We start from the raw sequence: 21,782 nt of genomic DNA, 5'->3' as shown, positions 1-21,782 counted from the left end.
AGCGTGGTCACGGCTCAGCCCGCCCGTCCGGCGCGCTGGCGGCGCCCCAGCGCGGCCAGGTGCTCGGCGATGCGGTCGGCACCGGGCTGCGGCACGTCGGCCACGATCCGGCCGTCCGCCAGGACCAGCACCCGATCGGCGTAGGAGGCGGCGCCCGGGTCGTGGGTGACCATGACGACGGTCTGCCCGTGCTCGTCCACCGCCGCCCGCAGCAGGGCCAGCACCTCCGCGGCGGTCTCGGTGTCGAGGGCTCCGGTCGGCTCGTCGGAGAAGATGACCTCGGGGCGCGTCGCGAGCGCGCGGGCGATCGCCACCCGCTGCTGCTGGCCGCCGGAGAGCTGCGCCGGCCGGTGCCGCAGCCGCTGGTCGAGCCCGACCCGCTCGACCACCTGGGTCAGCCAGCGCCGGTCGGGCCGCGCGCCGGAGAGCCGCAGCGGCAGCACGATGTTCTCCTCGACGGTGAGCGCGGCGACGAGGTTGAACGCCTGGAAGACAAAGCCGATCCGGTCGCGGCGCAGCTCGGTGAGCCGGCGCTCCGAGAGCCGGGACAGCTCGGTCTGACCGATCCAGACCCGGCCGGAGCTGGGTCGATCCAGTCCGGCGGCGGTCTGCAACAGGGTGCTCTTGCCGGAGCCGGACGGTCCCATCACGGCGGTGAAGGTGCCACGGTCGAAGGCCGCGTCGACGCCCGCCAGCGCCGTCACCGACTGTGCGCCGCTGCCGTAGGTGCGGGTGAGGCCCACGACGCGCACGGCAGCCGGTGCGGCGGCGCCTGCGAACGGGACGGCGCGGCCGGACCCGGCAGCGCCCGGGTCAGGGTAACCGGACATTGTCTGCCCTTCCGTGTTCTCGCTGGTTGGCGTCACACGGAAACGCTATGGCGGCGAGCGCGGCCCAGCTATGCAGCCTACGGGCCAGCCGGGGTACAGCAGGCACCACCTCCTCCGACGGGCCCGCTGCCGGCGCCGCCCGCGAGGGTGGCCCGCGCATGCCCGTCCAGTCATCACCGCTGGGTGTCGTCGAGATAGCGCAGGACGGCCGTGACCCGGCGGTCCGCGCGGTCGTCCGGCGGCAGGTCGAGCTTGGCGAAGATGTTGCGGATGTGCTTGTGCACGGCGCCCTCGGTGACGAAGAGCCGCTCGGCGATCGCACCGTTGCCGAGACCCTCGGCCATCAGCGCCAGCACGTCACGCTCCCGCGCGCTCAGCCGGCTCAGCGTGCTGTCGGGGCGGCTGCGCGACAGCAGCTGGCCGACGACCTCGGGATCCACGGCCGTGCCACCCCCGGTGACGCGGTGCAGCGCGGCAAGGAACTCGTCGACCCGGCCGACCCGTTCCTTCAGCAGGTAGCCCAGCCGGGCGGTGCCGCCGGCGAGCAGCTCGGTCGCGAAGGTCTGCTCGACGTATGCGGAGAGCACCAGCACGGCAAGCTCCGGCTGGCGGCGCCGGGCCTCGACTGCGGCGACGATCCCCTCGTCGGTGTGGGTCGGCGGCATCCGGACGTCGACGATGGCGACGTCCGGGGCGTGCGCGTCCACGGCCGCGAGAAACGCGTCCGGTGTCCCCGTGGTGGCGACCACGTCGAGCGACTCGGCCCGCAGCAACAGCGCCAGACCCTCCCGCAGCAGGGGGTCGTCCTCGGCGATCACGATCCGCACGGCAGCTCCACCTCTATCGTCGTCGGCCCACCGGACGGGCTGGTGAGCCGGAAGTACCCGTCGTACGCCTCGACCCGCCGGCGGATGCCGGTGATCCCGGAACCCTCGCGCTCCTCGGCGCCGCCGTGGCCGTCGTCCTCCACCCGCAGCAGCAGCCGCTCGCCGGCCCGGCGCACGCTGACGGTGGCACCGGCGGCGCCGCTGTGCCGGGTCACGTTGGTCAGCGCCTCGGCCACCACGAAGTAGGCGGTGGCCTCGATCGAGGCGGCGCACCGGCCGGGCACGTCCACGTCGACCCGGCACGGCACCCCGCAGTTGGCGGCCAGCCCACCGAGGGCGCCGGCGAGCCCGCGGTCGGCCAGCACCGGCGGAAGGATGCCACGTACGACGGTACGCAACTCGGCCAGCGCCTGCTCGGTGGCGTGCTGTGCCCGTTCGAGCACGTCGGCGGCGAAGACCGGGTCCCGGGCCAGCGCCCGCCGGGCGGCGCCGAGCAGCACGTTCACCGTGACCAGCCGGTTCTGGGTGCCGTCGTGCAGCGACCGTTCGATCCGGCGCAGCTCGACCGCGTGGGCGTCCAGCGCCGCCGCGCGGGTGGCGGTCAGCTCCGCCACCCGCAGCGACAGGTCGGTGTCGGCGGGTGGCGCCAGCAGGCGGCGCCCCGGCCACGCCTGTAGCCGCGCCATGGCCGGGCCGAGCCCGACGACGACGGCGAGCCACCCGACTCCGGTCAGACCGACCGCCAGCGCGTCGACCAGCCCGTCGATCCGCCAGAACACCACTCCGGGACCGCCGGCCTCCGGCGGCAGCAGCCAGAACCAGAGTGGGAAGCTCAGGCTCTGCACCGCGTACAGCGGCAGGCCGAGGCCGAGCAGTCCGGTGGCGAACCCGCCGGTGGCGTGCGCCACCAGCCAGCCCAGCTCGCGGCCTGCGGCGGGATCCCGTACCGCTGCCCGCAGCTCGGCCGGCAGCGGTGGCGGACCGATGATCTCCGGGCCCCAGCGGGACAGCCGGGCCCGCTCCCGGTCGGCGACCGCCCGCACCACGCGCAGGGCCGAGGGCACCAGCAGCACGCCGACGCCGGTGAGACAGGCCGCCCCGACCGCGACGACGTAGCTCAGCCCGGCCAGCGCCAGCAGGGCCGTGCCCAGCCCGCCGACCAGGTGCTCCAGCGCGTCGACCGAGAGCCGCGCGCGATCGGCGAGGTAGTGCCGGCCGGAACGCCCGCGCCGGTCGTGGGGCGCGTCGTCGGTCGTCATCTCACCGCCCGGCCAGACCGGATCGTCATCTCACCTCCCGGCCAGACCATAGGGCACCCGATCGGGTGCGGGCGAGATCACGGCCCAGAAGTACAGCCTGCTGTACCTCGATCGGCGTGCTGGCGGGATCGCCGCCGGCGGGCTGCGCTCCTAGCGTTGATCAGGTACCCGGACGACAGCGAAAGGAGTGATCATGGCCGACCCGTACCGGATCTCGTCGGGAACCGAGCCGACGCCGCCGGCAACCCACGCCGACAGTGGAGGGCTGCTGCGTCCACTGCTCTGGGTGGTGTTGATCGTCAGCGCGGTAGCCAACGGAGTCTCCTCGATCGTGGGTCTGCCCGTACTGGTGGGGGCCGCGTTCGGGCTCCTCACGCTCGCGTGCGCCGCCGCCCTGATCGTGCACCACTACCGGCACCGGCGGGGCTGACCACCCGCCCGCCCCGGCGCCGTGGTTCGCCTGCGACCCTCCCTTCCGGGGGGTGGGGAGGGTCGCAGGTTGCGGCGAATTTTCGAAAAGTTTCGGCGGTCCCCGCGCCATTGATCGTTGCGTGGCCTGCTCTGCTGAGCGGAAAGAGCAGGTCAAGTGACATATCCATAGACTTGGATTTAACGCAAACTTACCGTAGCCTCTGCCCATGGGCTTGGGAAATGCCCCCGAGCACAACAGGTCACGCCACACGCGGCAGGCGAACGTCTGCTCTGCGAAGAGTTGGCTCCGGGCACCACGTGTGGCAGTCGACCGCCGGCGGCAGGCAGCATGCCCGTCCGCGACCCCGGGCGGGACCAGCATGCGGCCTCGTTCGTGTCCATCCGCCGGCACGCCACCATCTCATGGAAGGAAGAGCCCTGGTGACCATCCGCTCAGGTCGCTCCAGGTTCCGGTCCACGGTCGTCGCGTTGGCGGTAGCGGCGCTCGCGGTCGGTGGAGCGGCAACCGTGGTATTCCAGACCACGACCCCCGCCCGGGCGGCCTCGCCCGTGGAGGACGAGGGTGCCGACTGTCCGGTGTCGGTGCCTGGTTCGTTGACGGCGAACTCGCGGCTGCCCGACCCGTTCCGGAGGTTGGACGGCACGCGCATCTCCAGCAAGGCCGACTGGCGGTGCCAACGGGCGCAGATCAGGGAACTGGTCGAACGCTACGTCTACGGCGACAAGCCGGCGAAGCCGTCGAGCGTCACGGGAACGGTGTCGAGCAGCAACATCACCGTGAACGTGTCGCACAACGGCAGGAGTTCGAGTTTCTCGGCGAGTGTGCAACTGCCCAGTGGCAGCGGCCCGTTCCCGGCCGTCGTGGTGTTGGGCGGGTTCGGCGCGGACACCGCGGCGATCCGTTCCGCCGGCGCGGCGGTGATCAGCTATGACCCGTACGTGGTGGGTCGGGAGGGCACGCCGCGTAACAACAAGCAGGGCGCGTTCTACAGCATCTACGGCAACACGAGCAGCACCGGGTTGCTGGCCGCCTGGTCGTGGGGGGTGAGCCGGATCATCGACGTGATCGAGTCCTCCGGCGGCAACGTCCTGCGTACCGACATCGGCGTCACCGGCTGTTCCCGGTTCGGTAAGGGCGCCTTCGCCGTGGGTGCGCTGGACCAGCGGATCGCGTTGACCATGCCGATCGAGTCCGGCAGCGCCGGTGTGCCGATCTTCCGGGGCATCCCGGGCGAGGGCGCGCAGAGCCTCAGCAGCGCCTACGGTGAGCAGCCGTGGCTCGGCGACGCGTTCGGCTCCTTCACCGGCAACCCCAACAACCTGCCGGTGGACACCCACGAGATCGTGGCCATGGTCGCCCCGCGCGGGCTGTTCATCATGGACAACCCGCACATCGCCAACCTCGGCCCCCGCTCGGCCAGCGTGGCGGCGCTGGGTGGCGCGGAGGTCTACAAGGCCCTCGGCGCGGGCGACAACATCACGTACTGGTCCGACGTCTCCGACGGCAGCCACTGCGCCAACCGCGCCGAGTGGCGAACCCCGCTGCAACAGCACATCCAGAAGTACCTCCTCAAGACCGGCAACGCCCCCGGCACCATCCGGATCGCCAGCAAGGCCGCCGGCAACCTCTCCCAGTGGCGGGACTGGCAGACACCGACCCTCACCGACGGCCCGAGCACCCCGCCGCCGACCGGCCAGCCCACCACCCCGCCGCCGACGGGCCAGCCCACCACCCCGCCGCCGACGGGCCAGCCCACCACCCCGCCGCCGACGGGCCAGCCGACGACTCCGCCGCCGACCACCCCGCCGGCTGGAGGTAGCTGCACCGCGTCGGTGACCCCGGGCACGGTCTGGGGTGACCGGTACAACACCTCGGTGACGGTCAGCGGCGCCAGCAGCTGGACGGTGGTGGTCGCGATCACCCCACCGCAGCGGGTCTCCACGACCTGGAGCGGCAGCTTCAGCTGGGACAGCAGCGGCAACGTCATGACGGTGCGCTCCAACGGCAGCAACACCTTCGGCTTCACCACGATGATGAACGGCAATTCCAGCGCACGACCACAGATCCGATCCTGCACCGCCGGATGACGACGGCACTCTGGATCCACCACCGGCCGTGCGTGGCGTCCCCGGGCGCCACGCACGGCCGGCGCTCCTGCCATTCCGTCCGGCAGCGCGGCCCCGACGGACTCCCGAACCGCGCCGGCCACCGGAGCCGTGCCCGGCGGCACCCCGGTCACCGAAGCGGGGAACCGGTTGGTGCGGGCGCCGCGCGCGGGGGCGCCGCGGGCCGCACGGGGATTTCCAGCACGGTTGCGGTGCCCTCCTCGGCGTCGACCAGGTGCTCCTCCAGGGTGGGGCCGGCGATGGTCAGCCCGCGCCGGTGCAGCACGTCGATGAGGTCCTGCCCGGCCCGGACCACGCCGGTTGCCGGCGGAACGACGGCCCGCACCACCGTGCGGGCGGGCAGGTCGAGCCGCTCGCCGTCCCGGCCGGTCGCCACCGCCGCCACGAAGCCGCCGGTGGGTGGTCCGCGCAGCCAGGTGAGCAGCGCCGCCTGCGGCTGCGCGCAGAGCGCGGCCAGCTCGGACGGGTGTGTCACCTCCAGGTAGCGCACGTGCAGGCGTCGCGCGGCGACCGTCGCCGCCTGGGGCAGCACCGACGTCGGTGTGGCGAGGCGGTCCTCGGCGGCGGCCAGCGCCGCGGCCTTCGCCGCGATGTCGCGGCGCAGGGTGGCCACCGTCTCGGCCAGCGCCTGCTGCAGGTGTGCGTCCGGCGCATCCAGGATGTCGGCGATCCGGCGCAGTGACAGGCCGAGGTGTTGCAGCCCTCGGATGCGTTCCAGCCGGGCGAGTTCGGCCACGCCGTACCAGCGGTAGCCGGTGGCGCGGTCCACCGCCGCGGGCGCCAGCAACCCGAGCCCGTCGTAGTGGCGCAGGGTCCGCTCGGACACTCCGGCCATCCGTGCCAGTTGCCCGATGCGCCACACGGCGTCCTCCTCGTGCTTGACCCTGCCGCTGCGTCAAGGATCTACCGTGCCCGCCATGATTCCCACTGACCGAGGGTGCGGCGCCCGGCTGACGGGCGTACTGCTGGTCATCTCGTTGCTGGCCATGCTCGCCGCCGTGGCCGTCGTCGTGCCCTCCGGGCTGACCCTGAATCCGGCCGACCCGGTCGCCGTGCTGGCCGCGGTACACGCGCGGGTCGAGCTGCACCTGATCGAGCTGGGTCTCGACGTGATCGGCTGGCTCGCCCTGCTCGCCGCCGGGCTCGTGGCGGCAGGCCGCCCCGGAACCGTCCCACACCTGACGACGCCGGCCGCCGGACTGCTCGCCGCCGCCGGCCTGGCGGGCCTGCTGCACGACGCCGGCAACCTGGCGGTGACCCAGTTGGCCGCCGATCCGGCAGACCCGGTGGCCGCCACGGTGGCCCGGGGAGTGCTGCTCACCGCCAAGTGGACCGTCAACCTGGCGGGGCTGCTCTGGGTCGCCGCCACCGCGGTGACCGCGCTCGCCGCCCCGCTGCCGGCCGGTCTTCGCCGTACCGGTGTGGTCGCCGCGCTCTCCGGTCTCGCCGCGGTCGCGCTGCCGTGGACGACCGGGCTCGGCGGCCCGTCGGCAACGCTGGAACAGCTCGGCTACGCCCTCCACCTGCCGGTCATGCTCTGGTACGGCGTGCTGGGCTGGCGGCTGTTCCGGAGGTCCGGGTGGGGTGGCACCGGCCCGGGTGGGGCGGCACCGAGCGCTCAGCCGGGCGCAGCCGGCCCGTCGCACCCGGCCCCCTCGACGCCGGGTAGCCGGTCGGCGAGGTTCGGCGGCAGGTGAAGGTTCGGTGGCAGCTGAAGGTTCGGGGGCAGGTCCCGCTCGGTGGCACCGGCCCGGCCCCGGACGCCGTCCCAGCACTCGGCGGCCGCCATCCGGGCCAGGGTGGGCAGCAGGTCGGTGGACCTGCGCAGCAGCCACCGGTTGCCCTGCGTGGCCATCCACCACAGTCGCTGGCCCAGCGTCGGCTCCGGGTTGGTGGCGGTCAGCCCTGGCAGCCGGGGCACCGGATGCCCGGCCTCGCGCAGAGCGGTCGCGAACCGGAAGGCGAGCAGCCGGTGACCACGCTCGCTGGGGTGCAGCCGGTCCACGCTCCAGTTGGTCCGGGCGTACAGGGCGTGGTCGGAGGAGCCGGCGAGGTCGACATGGATGGTGCCGTGGCTGGCGGCGATCTCGTCGAGGGCGTCGTTCAACGCCTCCATCCGGCGCCGCAGTGGCCGGGCGATCACCCCCGGCAGCCGGAACATCCGGCCCGGATCCGGCAGTCTGGCGGTCAGCACCGCGGCCCCGCAGCCGGTCAGCGCGCCGATCACGTCGGTGAGACCGCGGCCCAGGGCGTCCACGTCGAAGTCCCCGCGCAGCGTGTCGTTCATGCCCACCAGCACCGAGGCCAGGTGCGGGCGCAGCGTCAGGGCCTCCGGGAGCTGGTGGTCGGCCACGTCGGCGATCCGGGCGCCACTCACGGCGAGGTTGTGCAGCTCGACCGCGCCGCCGGCTCCGGCCCGGCCGTCGCCGAGCGCGTCGGCGAGGAGTACGGCCCAGCCCCGCCACCCCCCGGTGGGCAGCGGGTCTCCGAAGCCGGAGGTGACGGAGTCTCCGAGGGCGGCGAACCGGATCACCGTCCACCGCCGGGAACGATAGTGATCGGCACGATGTCACTCTGGCCGCCCTGCTGATGCGCAAGGTCACACCCTCGTGACCGGTCAGCGAAGAGCTGGCGACAACGGGTCGGTCGCGCAGCGATCGGGCCGCCGGGCGGACTTCGACGAGCTCAAGTAATGCTCAAGATCCGATTGACCCGATCCGTCGATGCGACGTATGCACATACGCTCACCGCATCCAGGCCGCAGAAAGAAGGAGGGGAGAATGCGACGCAGACGGCTGCGCATCGCGCTTCTCGCGCTACCCGCCCTGGTGGGGACCGTCCTGACGGCGACCACACCCGCGGGCGCGGTGCCCGCGGATCCCACGGCCACGGCCGGATCGCACCGATCCCACCTCGAGGATCGGGAGCCGGTCCGCCTGGTACGTATCCAACTCGCCGGTGCCGACATGCTGGACAGGGTGGCCGCCGCCGGTTTCGACCTCGGACACGGCCTGCGGCGCGTGCCGGCCGGCATCGAGGGCGAGGCGGTGGTCACCGCCGCACAGGTCGCCGAACTCCGGGCGATGGGCGTCCGGATCCTCGGCGACGCGGAGGGCTTCGCCTGGAGCGACGACGCCGACGGCGGCCTCGGCGCCAGCGGCGCGCGGACCGTGGCGCCGGGCCACGAGCCGACGGCGGGCCACGAGCCGACCGCGGGCCACGAGCAGACGGTACGGATCGTCCGGGCCGACTGGTTCACCACGAAGGGGCAGGGCTTCCTCTACGTCGAGGCACGGACCACCGAAGGGGCGCAGCCGGACCCGGTCGTCGGGATGCAGCTCGAGAACGACTCGGGCCGGGGCACCCCGTTCGGCTTCGCCCGGACGATGAGCCGGTTCGTCGACTCCGGGCAGTACATGTTCCACCGGAACCTCTTCAAGCTCGACACCCGCCCGAAGCAGATCCGGGTCACGAGCTCGACCGGGGGTGTCGCCACCGGCTCCGTCTCCGACTGGCTCGAGGATGCGCCGCCGCCGCTGACCGCGAATCCGCGCTACCGGTGGAACTTCGTCGACGGCTACCAGCACCCGCAGCAGCTCTACGGCCGCGCCGAGGAGATCGCCCGCGAGTATCCGGACATCGCCGAGATCGTCTACCTGCCGTACCGGACCAACGGCTACCAGCGCAAGGCGCAGGCCACGATCGGCGGTACCGGCGAGGCGGCGGTCGTGGTCAGCTCGGCGGCCTGGGGCCACGAGGGCGGCAACGACATCACCGTCGAGTTCGTGGAGCGGCCCGGCGCAGGGCTGCCGCTGCAGGTCGAGGTGGCGGGCAGCGCGGTGCGGGTACTCCTGGCCACGGACGCCTCCGGCGGCCTCGCGAGTACCGCCGCCGAGGTGGCGACGGCGCTGCGGACCGGGTCACAGGGGCTGATAGACCGGGCGCACCCGTACCGCGGCAACGCCGGCACCGGCGTCGTGGCGCCGACCGGCGGCCCGGTCGCGCTTACCGACTTCCTCGACCAGCTGCGCGCCGGTGCGCCCGAGGGCGAGGTGCCGCGCGGCCCGGCCACCATCCCGGTGCTGCGGATCGGCAAGCACCGGGACGGGCGGAAGCCGGGCGTCCTGATCCAGGCCCAGGACCACGCCCGGGAGTGGGTGCCGGCGACGACCACGCTGGAGACGGCGGAGCGGCTGGTGCACAACTACCGGACCGACCGGGAGACGAAGAGGATCGTCGACGACACCGACATCTTCCTCATCCTCTCCAACAACCCCGACGGGGCGAACTACAGCTTCTACAACTTCGCCTCGCAGCGCCGGAACATGACGAACCACTGCCCGGACGAGAACGCCGATCCGGGCCGGCGCGACTCCTGGGGCGTCGACCTGAACCGGAACTACCGGGTCGGCTCGGGTCACGACGGCTACGCGGGCGCGTCGACGAGCTGCGTCAGCAACACCTACCAGGGGCCGGAGAAGCTCTCCGAGCCCGAGGCGAAGAACATCATCTGGCTGGTCGAGCGTTACCGGAACATCAAGTTCATGATGTCGGTGCACTCCAACGGCGGCCAGCTCTTCTGGCAGCCCGGCGCCTACATCGCGGACGGCCGGATCACCACACCGCGCCCGCCCCTGGGCGACGAGGCGTTCTACTGGCAGTCGGCCGCCCGGATCCTGTCGCAGGTGAAGGCGTACCGGGAGACCGTCGTCACGCCGGAGAACGTCGGCGGCTCGTCGGACGTCCTCTACTCCTCCGCCGGGAACGTCCGCGAGGACCTGTACCACACGTACGGGATCTACTCCTTCGGCTGGGAGGTCGGTGGCTCGGTCTACAACCCGGCCACCGGCAACTGGCAGGGCGGCTCGTTCCAGCCGCCCTGGGTCGGGGACCCGCAGCTCGTCAGCGGCCACGCCGAGACGATGGAGTACGCCAACGGCATCATGGAGATGTTCCGGATCGCGGCGGAGTGGGGCAGGGACAGGAAGGACCCGACGTCCCGGCTCGTGCCCGGCGGCGGGAGATACCACCGTCCCGTCGACGTGCGCTTCGAGACCAGCGAGCCGGCCACCATCTACTACACCACGGACGGCAGCCGGCCGACGCTGGAGTCGCCGCGCTACCAGGCGACCGAGTTCCGTGAGCCGGGGGAGGTCTTCCACGTCACCCAGACCACGACGTTCAAGTGGTTCTCGGTCGACGCCGCCGGCAACATCGAGCGCGACTACGACCCGACCAGGCGGGACCGGCGCGACAGGTACCGCACGGCGACGATCACCATCCTCAGGAGGTGAGACCCGCCCGCTGACCATCGCCGGCGCCCGTGCGGTTCCGCCCGTACCGGCGCCGGCGATGGCGCGGCTCTCCCGCGGCGCTACGGGATGGTGACGCCGTAGGCGGCAAGGATCTCCAGGATCGGCTGGTAGTAGGTCGTCCCGCCGGTGGTGCAGTTGCCGCTGCCGCCGGAGAGGATGCCGAGGACGATGCCGGTGGAGGCCGAGTAGAGCGGCCCGCCGCTGTCGCCCGGTTCGGCGCAGATGTTGGTGCGGATCAGCCCGTGCACGGTGCCCCCCGCGTAGTTCACCGTCACGTTGAGGGCGGTGACCGTGCCGCAGTGCACCCCGGTGGTGGCACCGCTGCGGCAGACGGCCTGACCGACGTACGCGTTACCGGCGCCGCTGATCGGCAGCAGTTGCGGGTAGGTGTACACCGCGCTCGGGTGGCTGATCGTGCCGGTGTAGCGCACGATGCCGTAGTCGTTGCCGGGGAAGCTGCTGCCGGCGCCGGGACCGAGCAGGGTCGTCCGGGCGCTGTCGGCGTACCAGGTCGAGGCGGTGCGGGTGCAGTGGCCGGCGGTGACGAAGTAGTACGTGCCGCCGGCCCGCACGTTCGCGCCGAGCGAGCAGCGCCCGGTGGCGCCGTAGACGGCCTGCCCGCCCGCGATGAGCAGGCGCAGCCGGCCCGGCTCGCGCCGGAACACGGCCCCGGACCGGTCGGCGAGCGCACGCAGCACGCGGGCCTGGGCCTCGGTGACGGAATCGTCGGCGGTGAGGGTGATCCGGCCGGTCGCCGGGTCGGTGCCCCAGGTGGTGCCGGTGGTGCGCACCTCGGCCACGGTGCCGGGTGAGGAGGCGACACTGCCGGGCCGGTCCGCGCTGGCCGGGGTGGCCGGCAGCAGTACGGCGCAGGCGAGGACGACGAAGGGTACGAAGCGCATCCCGCAACTCCCGATCGCTGGTTGTCGATGGTAACTGCCAGGATCCGTCCTCTCCCTTCCGGATTCAAGCGCCGCCCCGAACTCGGACCTGGGCTCCGATGTGGGCCTCCGGTCGGTGGGTGTGGCTTCAGGACGGTGGGGGTGGCCTCAGGCCGGTGGGGGTGGCCTCAGGCAGGCCGGAAGCCACACCCACGCCGGTGCGCCGATGCTGCGGCCCTACCGCGCCAGGGTCTCTGCCACGGTCCTGAGCCGCGTCGCCGCGTGCGCGGCGAGGGGTTCGCCGTGACCGAAACAGGCGATCTCGACGTCGAGCCGCGCCTGGCGCTCGAAGGACGCGACCGCCGCGACCGGGTCGACGTTGAAGACACCGAGGACGATCTCCCCGTCCGGGGTCCGGGCGATCGTGTCGCCGGTGAAGAGCAGACGCTGTTCCGGCAGGTGAAAGGCGACGCTGCCCGGGGTATGGCCGGGCACGGCGATCGTGACGGCCGGCACCCCGGAACCGAGGTCGACCAGGTCCCCGTCCTCTAGCTCCCTGTCCACCCGTACGGGGGCGACCGGCTCGGTCGGCATGCCCGCGCGGATCCGCTCGTGCAGGAGACGTTCCCATTCGGCCAACCTGGGTGGTGGGCCGGCCGCCTCGCCCCGGATCACCGGTGCGTCGGCCCGGTGCGCGTGTACGACGACATCGCCCCAGCCGGCGATCTCGGCGGCCGAGCCGACGTGGTCCTCGTGGAAGTGTGTCAACAACAGGTGCCGGAGGTCCGACCGGCGGAAGCCGAGTCCGTCGATCGCCCCGCCGATCAGTGGGGCGGACCCGGGTACGCCGGTGTCGACGAGTGTGAGACCGGCCGGATCGGCCCACAGGTAGGCGTGGCCGACCGGAAAGCTCAGCATGTACAGCCGGGGAAGCAACTGGACGATCTCCATGCCGCCACGGTAGCGACGACGCCGGGCAGAACCGGGCGCCTACGCTGTGAGCGGATCCGCCGGCGGCGAACCACCGGTCATCGCCCGGTGTCCGGAGCAGAAGGTCGTGGCAGCCGGTCGTGCTTCGAGGTCTGTCCGGATACCGGGACGACGCGGAGCGGCGGTGACCCCGCTGCGTCGATCATGTGTTGCGCTCCGTGATCGACTCCGGTTGTGCCACACGCGACTCCGTTCCGCCGACAGGGACACTTTGCCCACGTCAATGAGATGTAGGGCGATCGCGGCGTCGGTCGGCCATTCCATGGACGTCACTCTGCGAATTTGCCAAGCATTTCCTGTGACAATTATCTCACTCGACAAGGCGTACGGAAGTGGTCATCATGCTTCGGTCCCCACGTGCGGACCGGCCTCCGGCGCCGGATGCGAGAGAGTCGTCACGGGACACTTTTTGGGTGACGCTGGTTCCGGGCGTCGTGTTTGCGCAGAGTGATCAACTACGGCTCGGGCGGCATTGTGGTCGGCCCGCATGCGTCACATTTCCGCACTTCATGGAAAGGTGGTCGGGTGCGGCGGAGCCCTATCTCGACCTACCAATGTAACGCTCCGCGATAATTGCGGAGCGCGCGAAGGTGTCGTACCGAAGATGCCGCTCGTTCGTTTGTTCGAAATGGAGTTCCGCCACATTGACACCCCGGGTTTGCTGGGTCACTCTATGGCACATGAGCTCCGACCATCAGCTGGGCCGGACGGTGAAAACGCCATGGTTTGGCGAGTCCCACGTGCGGGATCTGAGGTTTGACGAGTTCCTTTGTGGAATATGGGCAAGGGCGTGCGATGCGCTCGCACTGCCCTCGGAAGAAGCCGGGCGGACCGTCCAGGTGCTCCACGACCTGCTGCCGGGCTGGGCGGCGGAACGGGTCGGGGACGCGCCGCGTCACCCCTCGTTCGTCGCCGACGACGGGTTTCCGGCGGAGATGTCGCTCAACTGGTCGGGCGGGCAGCCCGAGCTGCGGGTGCTGGTCGACTGCCTGTCGGAGGCGGATGCCGTCCGGCCCGCCCTGGCCGCCATGTCACGCCGCTTCGACCAGGTCAGCGCGGTCTTCACGGACGCACCACTGTGGTATTCGCTGGCCTGGCGTCCGCCCCGACCGGTCGGCTACAAGGCATATTTCGGCCTGTACGGCTGGCCCGCCGAGCAGCGCTTCGCCGCGCTGGACCAGGCCATGGAGCGGCTCGGTATGGCGCGGGCATGGCGCGACGCCCGTCGGCGGGTAGGTGACGACGGCCGGCGCGACGTCGAGTTCCTCGGCCTGGACCTGGTCGACACGGCGGAGTCCCGGGCCAAGATCTACTATCGGAACCACGGAGCCGACATCCACGAACTGGACCGCATGGCGTCGGTGGCCGCGGAGCACGACACCGAAGACGCGCTGGCCGCGTACCGGACGCTGGCCGGAGCGCACACCGACGGGGGTAGCGAGGCGTTGACCTGTCTGGCCTTCCGGTCCGGTCTGGACCGCGCCGCCGAGTCCACGACCTACCTCCGGATGCCGAGCCTGGCCCCCTCGGACCAGGAGGCGGTGGAGCGCACCGCGGAGCTGCTGCGTCGTCAGGGCCTGGATCCCCGCCCGTGGTACGCGGTCGCCGCCGCCCTGGCACCGGGCGGCCTCGCCGGGAGCCGGGGCCTTGTCGAGCTGGTCAGCTACCGGGCCGCCCGGCGCCGTGGCGACGTCACCACCTACTTCCGCTTTCCCGTCTATCCGCAGTCCGCGCCCATCCCGGTCGCATCGGGCCGACCTGGCGCACCCGCAGAGAGGAGCCTCGCGTGACGACCAACCCGGACCTTCAGCGCGTCGCCGACTACAACACCGCGCGGCAGGAGGAGTACGAGTCCTCCCGCCTCATCCGCCTGCTGGCGGACGAGGCAACGCCGGACGCCACCAAGAAGGCCGTCCTGACCTACCTGCAGCCGTGGTCGAACGCCTTCCAGCGCATGATCAGCGCCCGTGTCGTGTTCGAGTCCGACCTCGCCCTGCGCACGATCGCCCTGGAGCACCAGCGGGAGGAGATCGGCCACGACGAGATCCTGGCCCGCACCCGGGCGGACGACCAGCGGGTGGTCTGGGACCCGGTCATCGAGGCGGGCGCGGCCTGGTTCGTCGACCAGTTCGCCACGCTGCCCGGGGTGCAGCGGGCGATCCTCGCACACCTGGCCCTGGAGGCCGGAAGCCTCTCCCTGAGCAAGGCCGGCGTCCGGGCCTTCCCCGACGACGCCTACTTCTCCCTGCACGACGAGGCCGACGTCGAGCACCTCGACATGGGCTACCAGATCCTGCGGCAGCGCACCGACTGGACCTCGGACGAGATCGTGGCCGTACTCGACCGGGCGTGGCAGGTCATCACCGTCGTCTCGGACCGCATCGCCGAGTGCGCCATCCGCGACACCGCCCCGTGAGCGCCGCCGTCGCGGGCGACCCGGTGGCTGCGGCACGGTCGGTTGCGGAGGAGGGCGCCCGCGCGTACCAGCGGGTCTTCACTGAACGCTTCGTCGCCGCGTACGCCCTGGGCAGCCTCGCACACGGCGGCTACGCTCCGGCGGTCAGCGACATCGACCTGGCTGTGCTCCTCACCGACGTCCGCGACGGCGACGCCGAGACCGTGGCGGAGACCGGCCGGATCCTGCGCGAGCGCGGTGAGCCGTACCGCAGGCTCTCCGTCTTCTGGGGTTCGGTGACCGCGCTGAGCCAGGGGCAGGACGACGGGCGGTTTCCCGCCATCGACCGACTCGACCTGGCCGAACACGGCCTGCTCCTGCTCGGCTCCGACGTGGCCGACCGGGTCGCGGTCCCCGACGCCGACGAGCTGCTCGTCGACGGGGCCTGGTTCGCCCTCACCGTGCTCGCCACCGACGAGGTCATCGCCGAGGTCCACCAACCCCGCCGCCTCCTGCACGACCCGGTGTGGTTCACCAAGGCCGTACTCTTCCCCGTCCGTTTCTTCTACAGCAGCGCCGTGACGATGGGACGCGCCGCCACCAACGGCGATGCGATCAGGTGGTATCTGGACCAACCCGGGGCCGTCGCGACCCCGCTGGTCCGGCTGGCCGCCGCGGTCAGGGCGGGAGCAGCGCTGCGCGAGGCGGAGGCCGCGCCGCTGCTGGCGGCCGGTCTCCGCCAGCTCTACCGGCGCTACGCGGAAGAGCAGGCGGAGCGGCTGCGTCACGCGGGGGCACCTGACGGCCTGGTCGCGGCCCTCACCCGCTGGCGCGGGCGGCTTGGCGACTGAGCACGGTCAACTGCTGACCGGCATCCGGGCCAGCGCGTGCCGGACCAGTCCGATCAGGACCCGCTTGCTGGACTCCCGGTCCCGGGCGTCGCACCAGAGGAGCGGAACGGCGTCGTCCAACTTCAGCGCGGAACGGATTTCCGCTTCGGTGTACAGGCACTCACCGAAGAATCGGTTCACGGCGGCGACGAAGGGAATCCCTCGCCGTTCGAAATAGTCGACGGCGGGGAAACTGGTGTCCAGGCGCCGGGTGTCGATCAGCACCACCGCGCCGACCGCACCCTGCGCGAGTTCGTCCCAGATAAACCAGAACCGGTCCTGCCCGGGTGTGCCGAACAAATAGAGCACCACGTCGGACGTGATGGTGATCCGTCCGAAGTCGAGCGCCACGGTCGTGCGCGTCTTCCCCTCGACGCCCGTAACGTCGTCGACTCCGACACTGGCCTGGGTCAGCAACTCCTCGGTGGTCAACGGTGGAATTTCGCTGACCGAGCCGACCAGAGTGGTCTTGCCCGTACCGAAGCCACCCGCCACGACGACCTTGACCGACTTGCGATCCACGTTCCAGTCCCTTGTCTATAGTCTCTCGAGACCAGCGAGAACCGTTTCCAGAAGCCGCCGATCCGCAATCTTCTGCTGCGCCGGAGCGCCGATGCGCACGTATCCCTGTTCGAGTAGCACGTCCACCATCACCTTCGTGATGGTGAGCGGCCGGTGCAGGTAGGCGCCGATCTCGGCGATCGATATCCAGCGTGCGCAGCGGTCGATGATCTCCCGGTATTCGAGTTCCAGCCGGCTCGGATCGACCGGTAGGGCGATGACCTGGGTGGCCAGGTCGAGATTGCTGTTGCGCGGGCTCGTGCGCCCGTTGACGAGGACGTACAGCGGTACTAGCCGCCCGGCCTGTGCCTCGTCGTCGCCGTCCCACACGTCATATGCCATAACCCCTGCCCTGCTGGCCATTGGCGGCCGACGCCGTCCGGCGCACCTCGGCGCCGAGGTGTTCACCGATCCGGGTCACGAGCCGGCTCATCTCGTACGCGACCGTACCCATGTCGACACTCTGCTCACAGAGTACGGCCAGCCGCGCATTCTGGCCGGCGGCGGCGACGAAGAGGGTCTGGCCGTCGTACTCGATGATGACCTGCTGGACCTGCCCGCTCTCGAACCGGCGCCCCATTCCGGCGGCGACACTGTGCAGCGAGGAGGCGCCGGCCGCAAGGAGTTCGGCGGCGTCCTGGGTCAGTGATGTGGATTTCTGGACGATCAGCCCGTCGGTCGACAGTACGACGGCGTAGACAACGTCGGGAACCTCTACTAGCTCGTCCAGCATCCAGGTGAGGTCATTCCCGGGGGTCGAATTGGTCACGCTTTGCCGCCTTGCTCGTCGCTGGTTGACTCTTCCGTGTTGTCGTTGCCATCTGTCTTGCCGGCGGCCCACGCCCGCTGGTACCGCGTGAACCGCTCCCGGGCCTCTTCGGGCGACCTCGTCGCCCCGGCCGCCGGTGAGGCGGTGCCCGTGGCGGGGTTCTTGTCCTCCCGCAGCTCCGGTGCGATGTGCTGTTGCGGTTGCCGGTTGGGCAGGGGTGGCCGGTCGATGGTCCCCGGCGGAGCCGCGGCGGCGTCGGCGCGGCGCGGCGGGGGCTGCGGTGTGCCGGCACTGCCGTTGGCCCGGCGCTCGCTGGTCATCTCGCCGACCCGGTCGGTCCGTCGTGTCTCGGCCGTACGGCGGCGTGGCTGGGACGACCCGTTCGTGACGGTGCCGACCGTACCGCCCGGGCCGTCGCCACCGTGACGCGGCATCCGGGCGCCGGCACCGGCACGGGCCGGAACCGCACCGGCCATCACCGGCAGATGGAGGTCGGGGTCCGTCCGGTCCGTCCCCGATCCGACCGGTCCGGTCGTGATCAGCCGCTCGGGCAGCAGCACGATGGCGAGCAGACCACCGTAGGCGGAGGTGCGGAGGCTGACCTGGATGCCGTCGCGCTTGGCGAGCTCGGCGACGACGTGCAGACCGACCTGCGCGCCGTCCTTCAGCGCTGCCACGTCCGGGGTGGGAGCCGTTGCCAGCAACTCGTTCGCGCTCTCCAGCGCCTCGGCGTTCATCCCCACGCCGCCGTCCTCGATCTCCACCGCGACGCCGTGCTTGACCTCGTTGCAGGTGACCCAGACCGTCGTCTTCGGCGGGGAGAAGACCAGCGCGTTGTCAAGCAACTCGGCCAGCAGGTGGATGGTGCCGGCGACGGCGCGGCCGGCCAGCGCCACGTCGGGCGCGCCGCGCAGCGTGATCCGCTGGTACTGCTGTGCCTCCGCGAACGCGGCCAGCAGCACCCGGCGTACCGGAACGGGGTTGTGGAACCGGCGCCCGATCTGGCCACCGGCGAGGATGACCAGGTTTTCCAGGAAGCGTCGGGTCTGGGTGAGCTGGTGGTTGATGTCGAAGAGCTCGGTCAGCAGCTTCTCGTCGCCGACCCGGTCCTGCAACTCCTCGATCACCTTCAGGCCGCGCTGCAAGGGGCGCTGCGGGCGGCGGGCCACACCCATCAGCATGGCGAGACCGGCGGCGCGGGTCTTCGCCTCGTCGACGGCCGCGGCGGCCGCCGCGCGCAGCGACCTGTTGATCACCTCGGCGACCTGGCCGATCTCGTCGCTGCCGTAGTCGCGGCTGGGCAACTCGACCGCGAGGTCGACCTTTTCCCGGCGCCGCAGCCGGGCCATCATCATCGGGAGCCGCTCGTCCACGACCGCGGCGGCTTCCTGGCCCAGCCGGCCCAACCGGACGGAGAGGGCCTGGTCCACCAGGATGCGGGACTGACGCAGTGCCCACAGGATCGCGGCGATGGCGACCGCCAGCGCGAGGAGACTGCCGAGCGACGCGGTCAACAGCTGGTTGTTACCGGTGCGCAGAGCCTCGGCCGACGCCCGGTCGGCCTGGATCACCGCCATGTCGATGAGCTCGTCGGAGACCTGCCTGGTGACCGTTTCCCACCGGGTCCGGTTGATCGGGAGGCCGCGGGGGATCCCGTCGTCCCAGGCACCCGCCCCAATCAGCGCGTTCTCCGCGGCGACGAGTTCCTTCCAGGGATCACCGGCCGTGATGGTCTCGTAGTGCGCGCGCGCCGCAGGTTCCAGGTGTGGCGCGACGTTGGTGAGGGCGGCACGGTAGGCACCGACCAGAGCCACGAACTCCAGGTGTCCCTGCTCGGTGAGTTTGCGCGAGCTGAAGGCGGTGTCGATCGTCGAGCCGGCCCGGGACATCTGGTCGCTGACCCGGAACGCGTCCGTCGCCGTGATGCCGCCGAGGCTCGCGGCGACGTCGGGCACGATCCGGGCCTGGGTGTCGAAGAGGTTGGTCGCGGTGGCCAGGATTCCATTGTAGAAATCGTAGACCCGCGAGCCGCCGGCCGTCCTCGAGTCGACCGTCGTACGCAGGTCGGGGAGCTGGTCGAGCTGGTCCGTCAACGCCTGCCAGCGGGTGGTGATGGACTGGGGGGCGTTCGACAGGGCCGGCTTCGCGGCGGTGCGCAACTCGGCCAGCCGCTGGTCCGTCTGCTCCCGCTGCGCGAGCAGCGGCTGGGGATCCCGGTTCGGCTGGGCCAGATAGGCCACACTCAGCCGGCGTTCCTGCTGGAGCGCGGCGAGCGCCGGAACCGCGGGAATCGAAACGTTGCGGACGCTGTTGGCGACCTCGCGATTGTAAAATCCTTGAAAAACAAGGTATCCGGAGGCCACGAGCCAGAGAGCGAGAGCGACGACACTGGGAATGAGCACGAGCCTGATGACGCGTCGCCTGATCGACTCTTGGCGACCACGCCGTCGGTTCGATGTCGACGGACGCTGCCTCTCCGGATCTGGTTGTGTGCTCGCGCTGTCGGCTTGCTTGTCCGCCAACTTGGATATCCAATCGTGGGCAGCCCAGAAAAAACCAGCGGCTAGACAAGGCTGGCCGCTACCGATGTGTGCGCAACCCTACCAATCTGTCCGGTCTCGCACTAGCCCGTCCGGTCGGAGTATGAAACAGCCGATCCTCCGCGTCCGTCGATATCCCGATGCCGCTCTGCTGAGGGGCGGCCCGAGACGTCCACGATGGACGCGTGCGACCGGTTGAGCTGCTTTTTCTTCCCGTACGGGCGGCATAGCACTGTGCGGAGGCACCGCAGGACCTCGGTCGTGATGTTCTCAGTCGGAGCTGCTGCGGTCTATGGCGGGATCCGGAATCCCAGCTGTCCGGGTCCGGGAGGCCGCCATCGCCGGATAGGAGGTTACACCCCGCCTCCCGCCCCCCGGGCACCCGGATCTACCCGCCAGGCTGTCGCCGCCGATGATCAGGCGCGAAGCCCAGTATTCACGTCGTCGCCACCGGATGGTCGGTGCCCGGCGATAGACACGCGGACGACAACGACGCCAAGGAGGAAGTATGTCCCCCAGTTCAAGGCGGACCCGCCGGTCGGCAATTCGGGCGGGTCTGCTCGCCGCCGCGGTCGCCGCCGCCGGCCTCCCCGCCGTCGCGGCGCCGGCCCTGGCGCACGGCGGCGGTCCGGCCGCGCCGCGCGGCGGCGCCGAGGTGCGGTTCGCCACGTTCAACGCCTCGCTCAACCGTGGCGCCGAGGGGGCGCTGCGTTCGGATCTGTCCCGGCCCGGCAACGCGCAGGCCGGCACGATCGCCGAGATCGTGCAGCGCAGCCGGCCGGACGTGCTGTTGATCAACGAGTTCGACTTCGACCCGGTGGCGGCGCGGCTGTTCCAGGAGAACTATCTCTCGGTCGGCCAGAACGGCGCCCGGCCGATCGGATATCCGTACCGGTTCATCGCGCCGAGCAACACCGGCATCGCCTCCGGTCACGACCTCAACAACGACGGCGCCGTGGTCACCGAGCCCGGTGCGCCCGGCTACGGCGACGACGCGCTCGGCTTCGGCGCCTTCCCCGGCCAGTACGGCATGGTCGTCTACTCCCGCCACCCGATCGACACCCGGCAGGTCCGGACCTTCCAGAAGTTCCGCTGGAAGGACATGCCGGGCGCGCTGCTGCCGGACGACCCGGCCACGCCGGCGCCGGCCGACTGGTATTCGCCCGAGGAACTGGCGACAGTTCGGCTGTCGTCGAAGAGCCACTGGGACCTGCCGGTGCGGATCGGGCGCCGGACGGTGCACTTCCTGGTCAGTCACCCGACGCCGCCGGTCTTCGACGGCGCGGAGGACCGCAACGGGCGGCGCAACTCCGACGAGATCCGGTTCTGGGCGGACTACGTGCGTCCCGGCAGCGGTCGATACATCTACGACGACCACGGCCGGCGCGGCGGGTTGCGACCGGGCGAGCAGTTCGTGATCGCCGGTGACCTCAACTCCGATCCGTACGACGGGGACAGCCTCCCCGGTGCGGCTCAGCAGCTGCTCGACCACCGCTGGATCGACAGCCGGTTCACGCCGTCCAGCGCCGGTGCCGCCGAGGCCAGCGCCCTGCAGGGTGAAGCCAACACCACGCACCGCAGCGCCCCGCGCCACGACACGGCGGACTTCGCCGACGTGCCGGGGCCGGGCAACCTGCGCGCCGACTACGTGCTGCCCTCCCGGGGGCTCGACGTGGCCGGCGGCGGCGTCTTCTGGCCGCCGGCGGGCGATCCGCTCTCGCGGCTCACCGGGACGTTCCCCTTCCCCAGCTCCGACCACCGGCTGGTCTGGCTCGACCTGCGCCTCCGGCGGTAGCGGCGCCGGCGCGGACGACGGATACGGGGCTGCTCGCGACCGGCGGGCAGCCCCGTCCCGTCTTCGCGCGAATCGCCTGCCGGGTCGTGTTTGCCCGGGGCGCGCAGGGGTAGGCGACACAAAATCGCCGGCGGGCCGGTCGACGGATGCGTCGGACCCGGCCCGCCTCGC

19 protein-coding genes are annotated in these 21,782 nt (G+C 71.5%); 8 read left to right on the top strand and 11 right to left on the bottom strand.

Annotation, left to right across the window (positions count from 1 at the left end):
- Window positions 1–14: 14 nt before the first annotated feature.
- From ACN28C_RS27825 to ACN28C_RS27815, 3 genes are all read right to left on the bottom strand, one after another.
- Complete coding sequence (locus ACN28C_RS27825) at window positions 15–830, bottom strand: ABC transporter ATP-binding protein (RefSeq protein WP_422770476.1); 816 nt, start codon at window positions 828–830, stop codon at window positions 15–17.
- A gap of 173 nt (window positions 831–1,003) precedes the next feature.
- Entirely contained in the window at window positions 1,004–1,657 is a 654-nt protein-coding gene (locus tag ACN28C_RS27820) for a response regulator (RefSeq protein ID WP_422770475.1), read from the bottom strand.
- On the bottom strand, window positions 1,645–2,916 hold the full coding sequence (locus tag ACN28C_RS27815) for a sensor histidine kinase (protein ID WP_422770474.1): 1,272 nt from the start codon (window positions 2,914–2,916) through the stop codon (window positions 1,645–1,647). Before ACN28C_RS27815 ends, ACN28C_RS27820 begins: the two co-directional genes overlap by 13 nt.
- Before the next feature lie 193 nt (window positions 2,917–3,109).
- Here ACN28C_RS27815 and ACN28C_RS27810 point away from each other — a divergent pair, with 193 nt between their 5' ends.
- Together ACN28C_RS27810 and ACN28C_RS27805 are read left to right on the top strand one after the other, a co-directional pair.
- A complete protein-coding gene (locus tag ACN28C_RS27810) occupies window positions 3,110–3,346 on the top strand; it encodes a hypothetical protein (RefSeq protein ID WP_422770473.1) in 237 nt (78 codons plus the stop codon).
- A 422-nt stretch (window positions 3,347–3,768) separates the two neighbouring features.
- Window positions 3,769–5,436 (top strand): cellulose-binding protein, encoded by a 1,668-nt coding sequence (locus ACN28C_RS27805; RefSeq protein WP_422770472.1) that lies wholly within the window; start codon window positions 3,769–3,771, stop codon window positions 5,434–5,436.
- 148 nt (window positions 5,437–5,584) lie between these two features.
- Here ACN28C_RS27805 and ACN28C_RS27800 read toward each other — a convergent pair whose 3' ends face one another.
- Complete coding sequence (locus ACN28C_RS27800) at window positions 5,585–6,337, bottom strand: MerR family transcriptional regulator (RefSeq protein ID WP_422770471.1); 753 nt, start codon at window positions 6,335–6,337, stop codon at window positions 5,585–5,587.
- 55 nt (window positions 6,338–6,392) lie between these two features.
- Here ACN28C_RS27800 and ACN28C_RS27795 point away from each other — a divergent pair, with 55 nt between their 5' ends.
- Window positions 6,393–7,172: a hypothetical protein gene (locus ACN28C_RS27795; protein WP_422770470.1), complete on the top strand. Its 780-nt coding sequence runs from the start codon at window positions 6,393–6,395 to the stop codon at window positions 7,170–7,172.
- Here ACN28C_RS27795 and ACN28C_RS27790 read toward each other — a convergent pair.
- Window positions 7,094–8,008: an SGNH/GDSL hydrolase family protein gene (locus tag ACN28C_RS27790; RefSeq protein WP_422770469.1), complete on the bottom strand. Its 915-nt coding sequence runs from the start codon at window positions 8,006–8,008 to the stop codon at window positions 7,094–7,096. The genes ACN28C_RS27795 and ACN28C_RS27790 overlap by 79 nt on opposite strands.
- A gap of 247 nt (window positions 8,009–8,255) precedes the next feature.
- Here ACN28C_RS27790 and ACN28C_RS27785 point away from each other — a divergent pair, with 247 nt between their 5' ends.
- A complete protein-coding gene (locus ACN28C_RS27785; protein WP_422770468.1) occupies window positions 8,256–10,769 on the top strand; it encodes a M14 family zinc carboxypeptidase in 2,514 nt (837 codons plus the stop codon).
- A gap of 80 nt (window positions 10,770–10,849) precedes the next feature.
- On the opposite strand, the gene ACN28C_RS27780 is transcribed toward ACN28C_RS27785, so the two are convergent.
- Both ACN28C_RS27780 and ACN28C_RS27775 read right to left on the bottom strand, forming a co-directional pair.
- A complete protein-coding gene (locus ACN28C_RS27780) occupies window positions 10,850–11,692 on the bottom strand; it encodes a S1 family peptidase (protein ID WP_422770467.1) in 843 nt (280 codons plus the stop codon).
- Between the two features lie 216 nt (window positions 11,693–11,908).
- The gene (locus tag ACN28C_RS27775) at window positions 11,909–12,622 is read right to left on the bottom strand and encodes an MBL fold metallo-hydrolase (RefSeq protein WP_422770466.1); all 714 of its coding nucleotides are present in this window, start codon (window positions 12,620–12,622) and stop codon (window positions 11,909–11,911) included.
- An 878-nt stretch (window positions 12,623–13,500) separates the two neighbouring features.
- Here ACN28C_RS27775 and ACN28C_RS27770 point away from each other — a divergent pair.
- The 3 genes from ACN28C_RS27770 to ACN28C_RS27760 are packed head-to-tail and all read left to right on the top strand — an operon-like array spanning window position 13,501 to window position 15,907.
- Window positions 13,501–14,451, top strand: a complete 951-nt coding sequence (locus ACN28C_RS27770; protein WP_422770465.1) for a hypothetical protein — start codon at window positions 13,501–13,503, stop codon at window positions 14,449–14,451.
- Entirely contained in the window at window positions 14,448–15,077 is a 630-nt protein-coding gene (locus ACN28C_RS27765; protein ID WP_422770464.1) for a hypothetical protein, read from the top strand. Before ACN28C_RS27770 ends, ACN28C_RS27765 begins: the two co-directional genes overlap by 4 nt.
- Window positions 15,074–15,907: a hypothetical protein gene (locus tag ACN28C_RS27760; RefSeq protein ID WP_422770463.1), complete on the top strand. Its 834-nt coding sequence runs from the start codon at window positions 15,074–15,076 to the stop codon at window positions 15,905–15,907. The genes ACN28C_RS27765 and ACN28C_RS27760 overlap by 4 nt, the downstream gene beginning before the upstream one ends.
- Before the next feature lie 6 nt (window positions 15,908–15,913).
- Here ACN28C_RS27760 and ACN28C_RS27755 read toward each other — a convergent pair whose 3' ends face one another.
- Genes ACN28C_RS27755 through ACN28C_RS27740 form a run of 4 tightly spaced genes read right to left on the bottom strand, consistent with a single transcriptional unit; the run spans window position 15,914 to window position 19,678 of the window.
- Window positions 15,914–16,468, bottom strand: coding sequence for a GTP-binding protein (locus ACN28C_RS27755; RefSeq protein WP_422770462.1), 555 nt, complete (start codon window positions 16,466–16,468; stop codon window positions 15,914–15,916).
- A 15-nt stretch (window positions 16,469–16,483) separates the two neighbouring features.
- The gene (locus ACN28C_RS27750) at window positions 16,484–16,849 is read right to left on the bottom strand and encodes a DUF742 domain-containing protein (protein ID WP_422770461.1); all 366 of its coding nucleotides are present in this window, start codon (window positions 16,847–16,849) and stop codon (window positions 16,484–16,486) included.
- Window positions 16,839–17,276, bottom strand: coding sequence for a roadblock/LC7 domain-containing protein (locus ACN28C_RS27745; protein ID WP_422770460.1), 438 nt, complete (start codon window positions 17,274–17,276; stop codon window positions 16,839–16,841). The genes ACN28C_RS27750 and ACN28C_RS27745 overlap by 11 nt, the downstream gene beginning before the upstream one ends.
- Window positions 17,273–19,678 carry a nitrate- and nitrite sensing domain-containing protein gene (locus ACN28C_RS27740; RefSeq protein ID WP_422770459.1) on the bottom strand — a complete coding sequence of 802 codons (2,406 nt, stop codon included), beginning with the start codon at window positions 19,676–19,678 and terminating at the stop codon, window positions 17,273–17,275. The genes ACN28C_RS27745 and ACN28C_RS27740 overlap by 4 nt, the downstream gene beginning before the upstream one ends.
- Window positions 19,679–20,324: 646 nt before the next feature.
- Between ACN28C_RS27740 and ACN28C_RS27735 the strand changes: the two genes are divergently transcribed.
- On the top strand, window positions 20,325–21,611 hold the full coding sequence (locus ACN28C_RS27735) for an endonuclease/exonuclease/phosphatase family protein (RefSeq protein WP_422770458.1): 1,287 nt from the start codon (window positions 20,325–20,327) through the stop codon (window positions 21,609–21,611).
- Window positions 21,612–21,782 lie beyond the last annotated feature (171 nt).

Origin of the sequence: Plantactinospora sp. WMMC1484, assembly GCF_049315195.1 — a bacterium.
Taxonomy (GTDB): domain Bacteria; phylum Actinomycetota; class Actinomycetes; order Mycobacteriales; family Micromonosporaceae; genus Plantactinospora.
The sequence above is the reverse complement of the archived record's forward strand: the minus strand, read 5'-3'. Positions and strand labels throughout refer to the sequence as shown.

Coding starts and splice junctions, on each gene's coding strand:
- ACN28C_RS27825 (WP_422770476.1), bottom strand. CDS start 830: ATGTCCGGTTACCCTGACCCGGGCGCTGCCGGGTCCGGCCGCGCCGTC.
- ACN28C_RS27815 (WP_422770474.1), bottom strand. CDS start 2,916: ATGACGACCGACGACGCGCCCCACGACCGGCGCGGGCGTTCCGGCCGG.
- ACN28C_RS27810 (WP_422770473.1), top strand. CDS start 3,110: ATGGCCGACCCGTACCGGATCTCGTCGGGAACCGAGCCGACGCCGCCG.
- ACN28C_RS27795 (WP_422770470.1), top strand. CDS start 6,393: ATGATTCCCACTGACCGAGGGTGCGGCGCCCGGCTGACGGGCGTACTG.
- ACN28C_RS27785 (WP_422770468.1), top strand. CDS start 8,256: ATGCGACGCAGACGGCTGCGCATCGCGCTTCTCGCGCTACCCGCCCTG.
- ACN28C_RS27780 (WP_422770467.1), bottom strand. CDS start 11,692: ATGCGCTTCGTACCCTTCGTCGTCCTCGCCTGCGCCGTACTGCTGCCG.
- ACN28C_RS27775 (WP_422770466.1), bottom strand. CDS start 12,622: ATGGAGATCGTCCAGTTGCTTCCCCGGCTGTACATGCTGAGCTTTCCG.
- ACN28C_RS27750 (WP_422770461.1), bottom strand. CDS start 16,849: ATGGCATATGACGTGTGGGACGGCGACGACGAGGCACAGGCCGGGCGG.
- ACN28C_RS27735 (WP_422770458.1), top strand. CDS start 20,325: ATGTCCCCCAGTTCAAGGCGGACCCGCCGGTCGGCAATTCGGGCGGGT.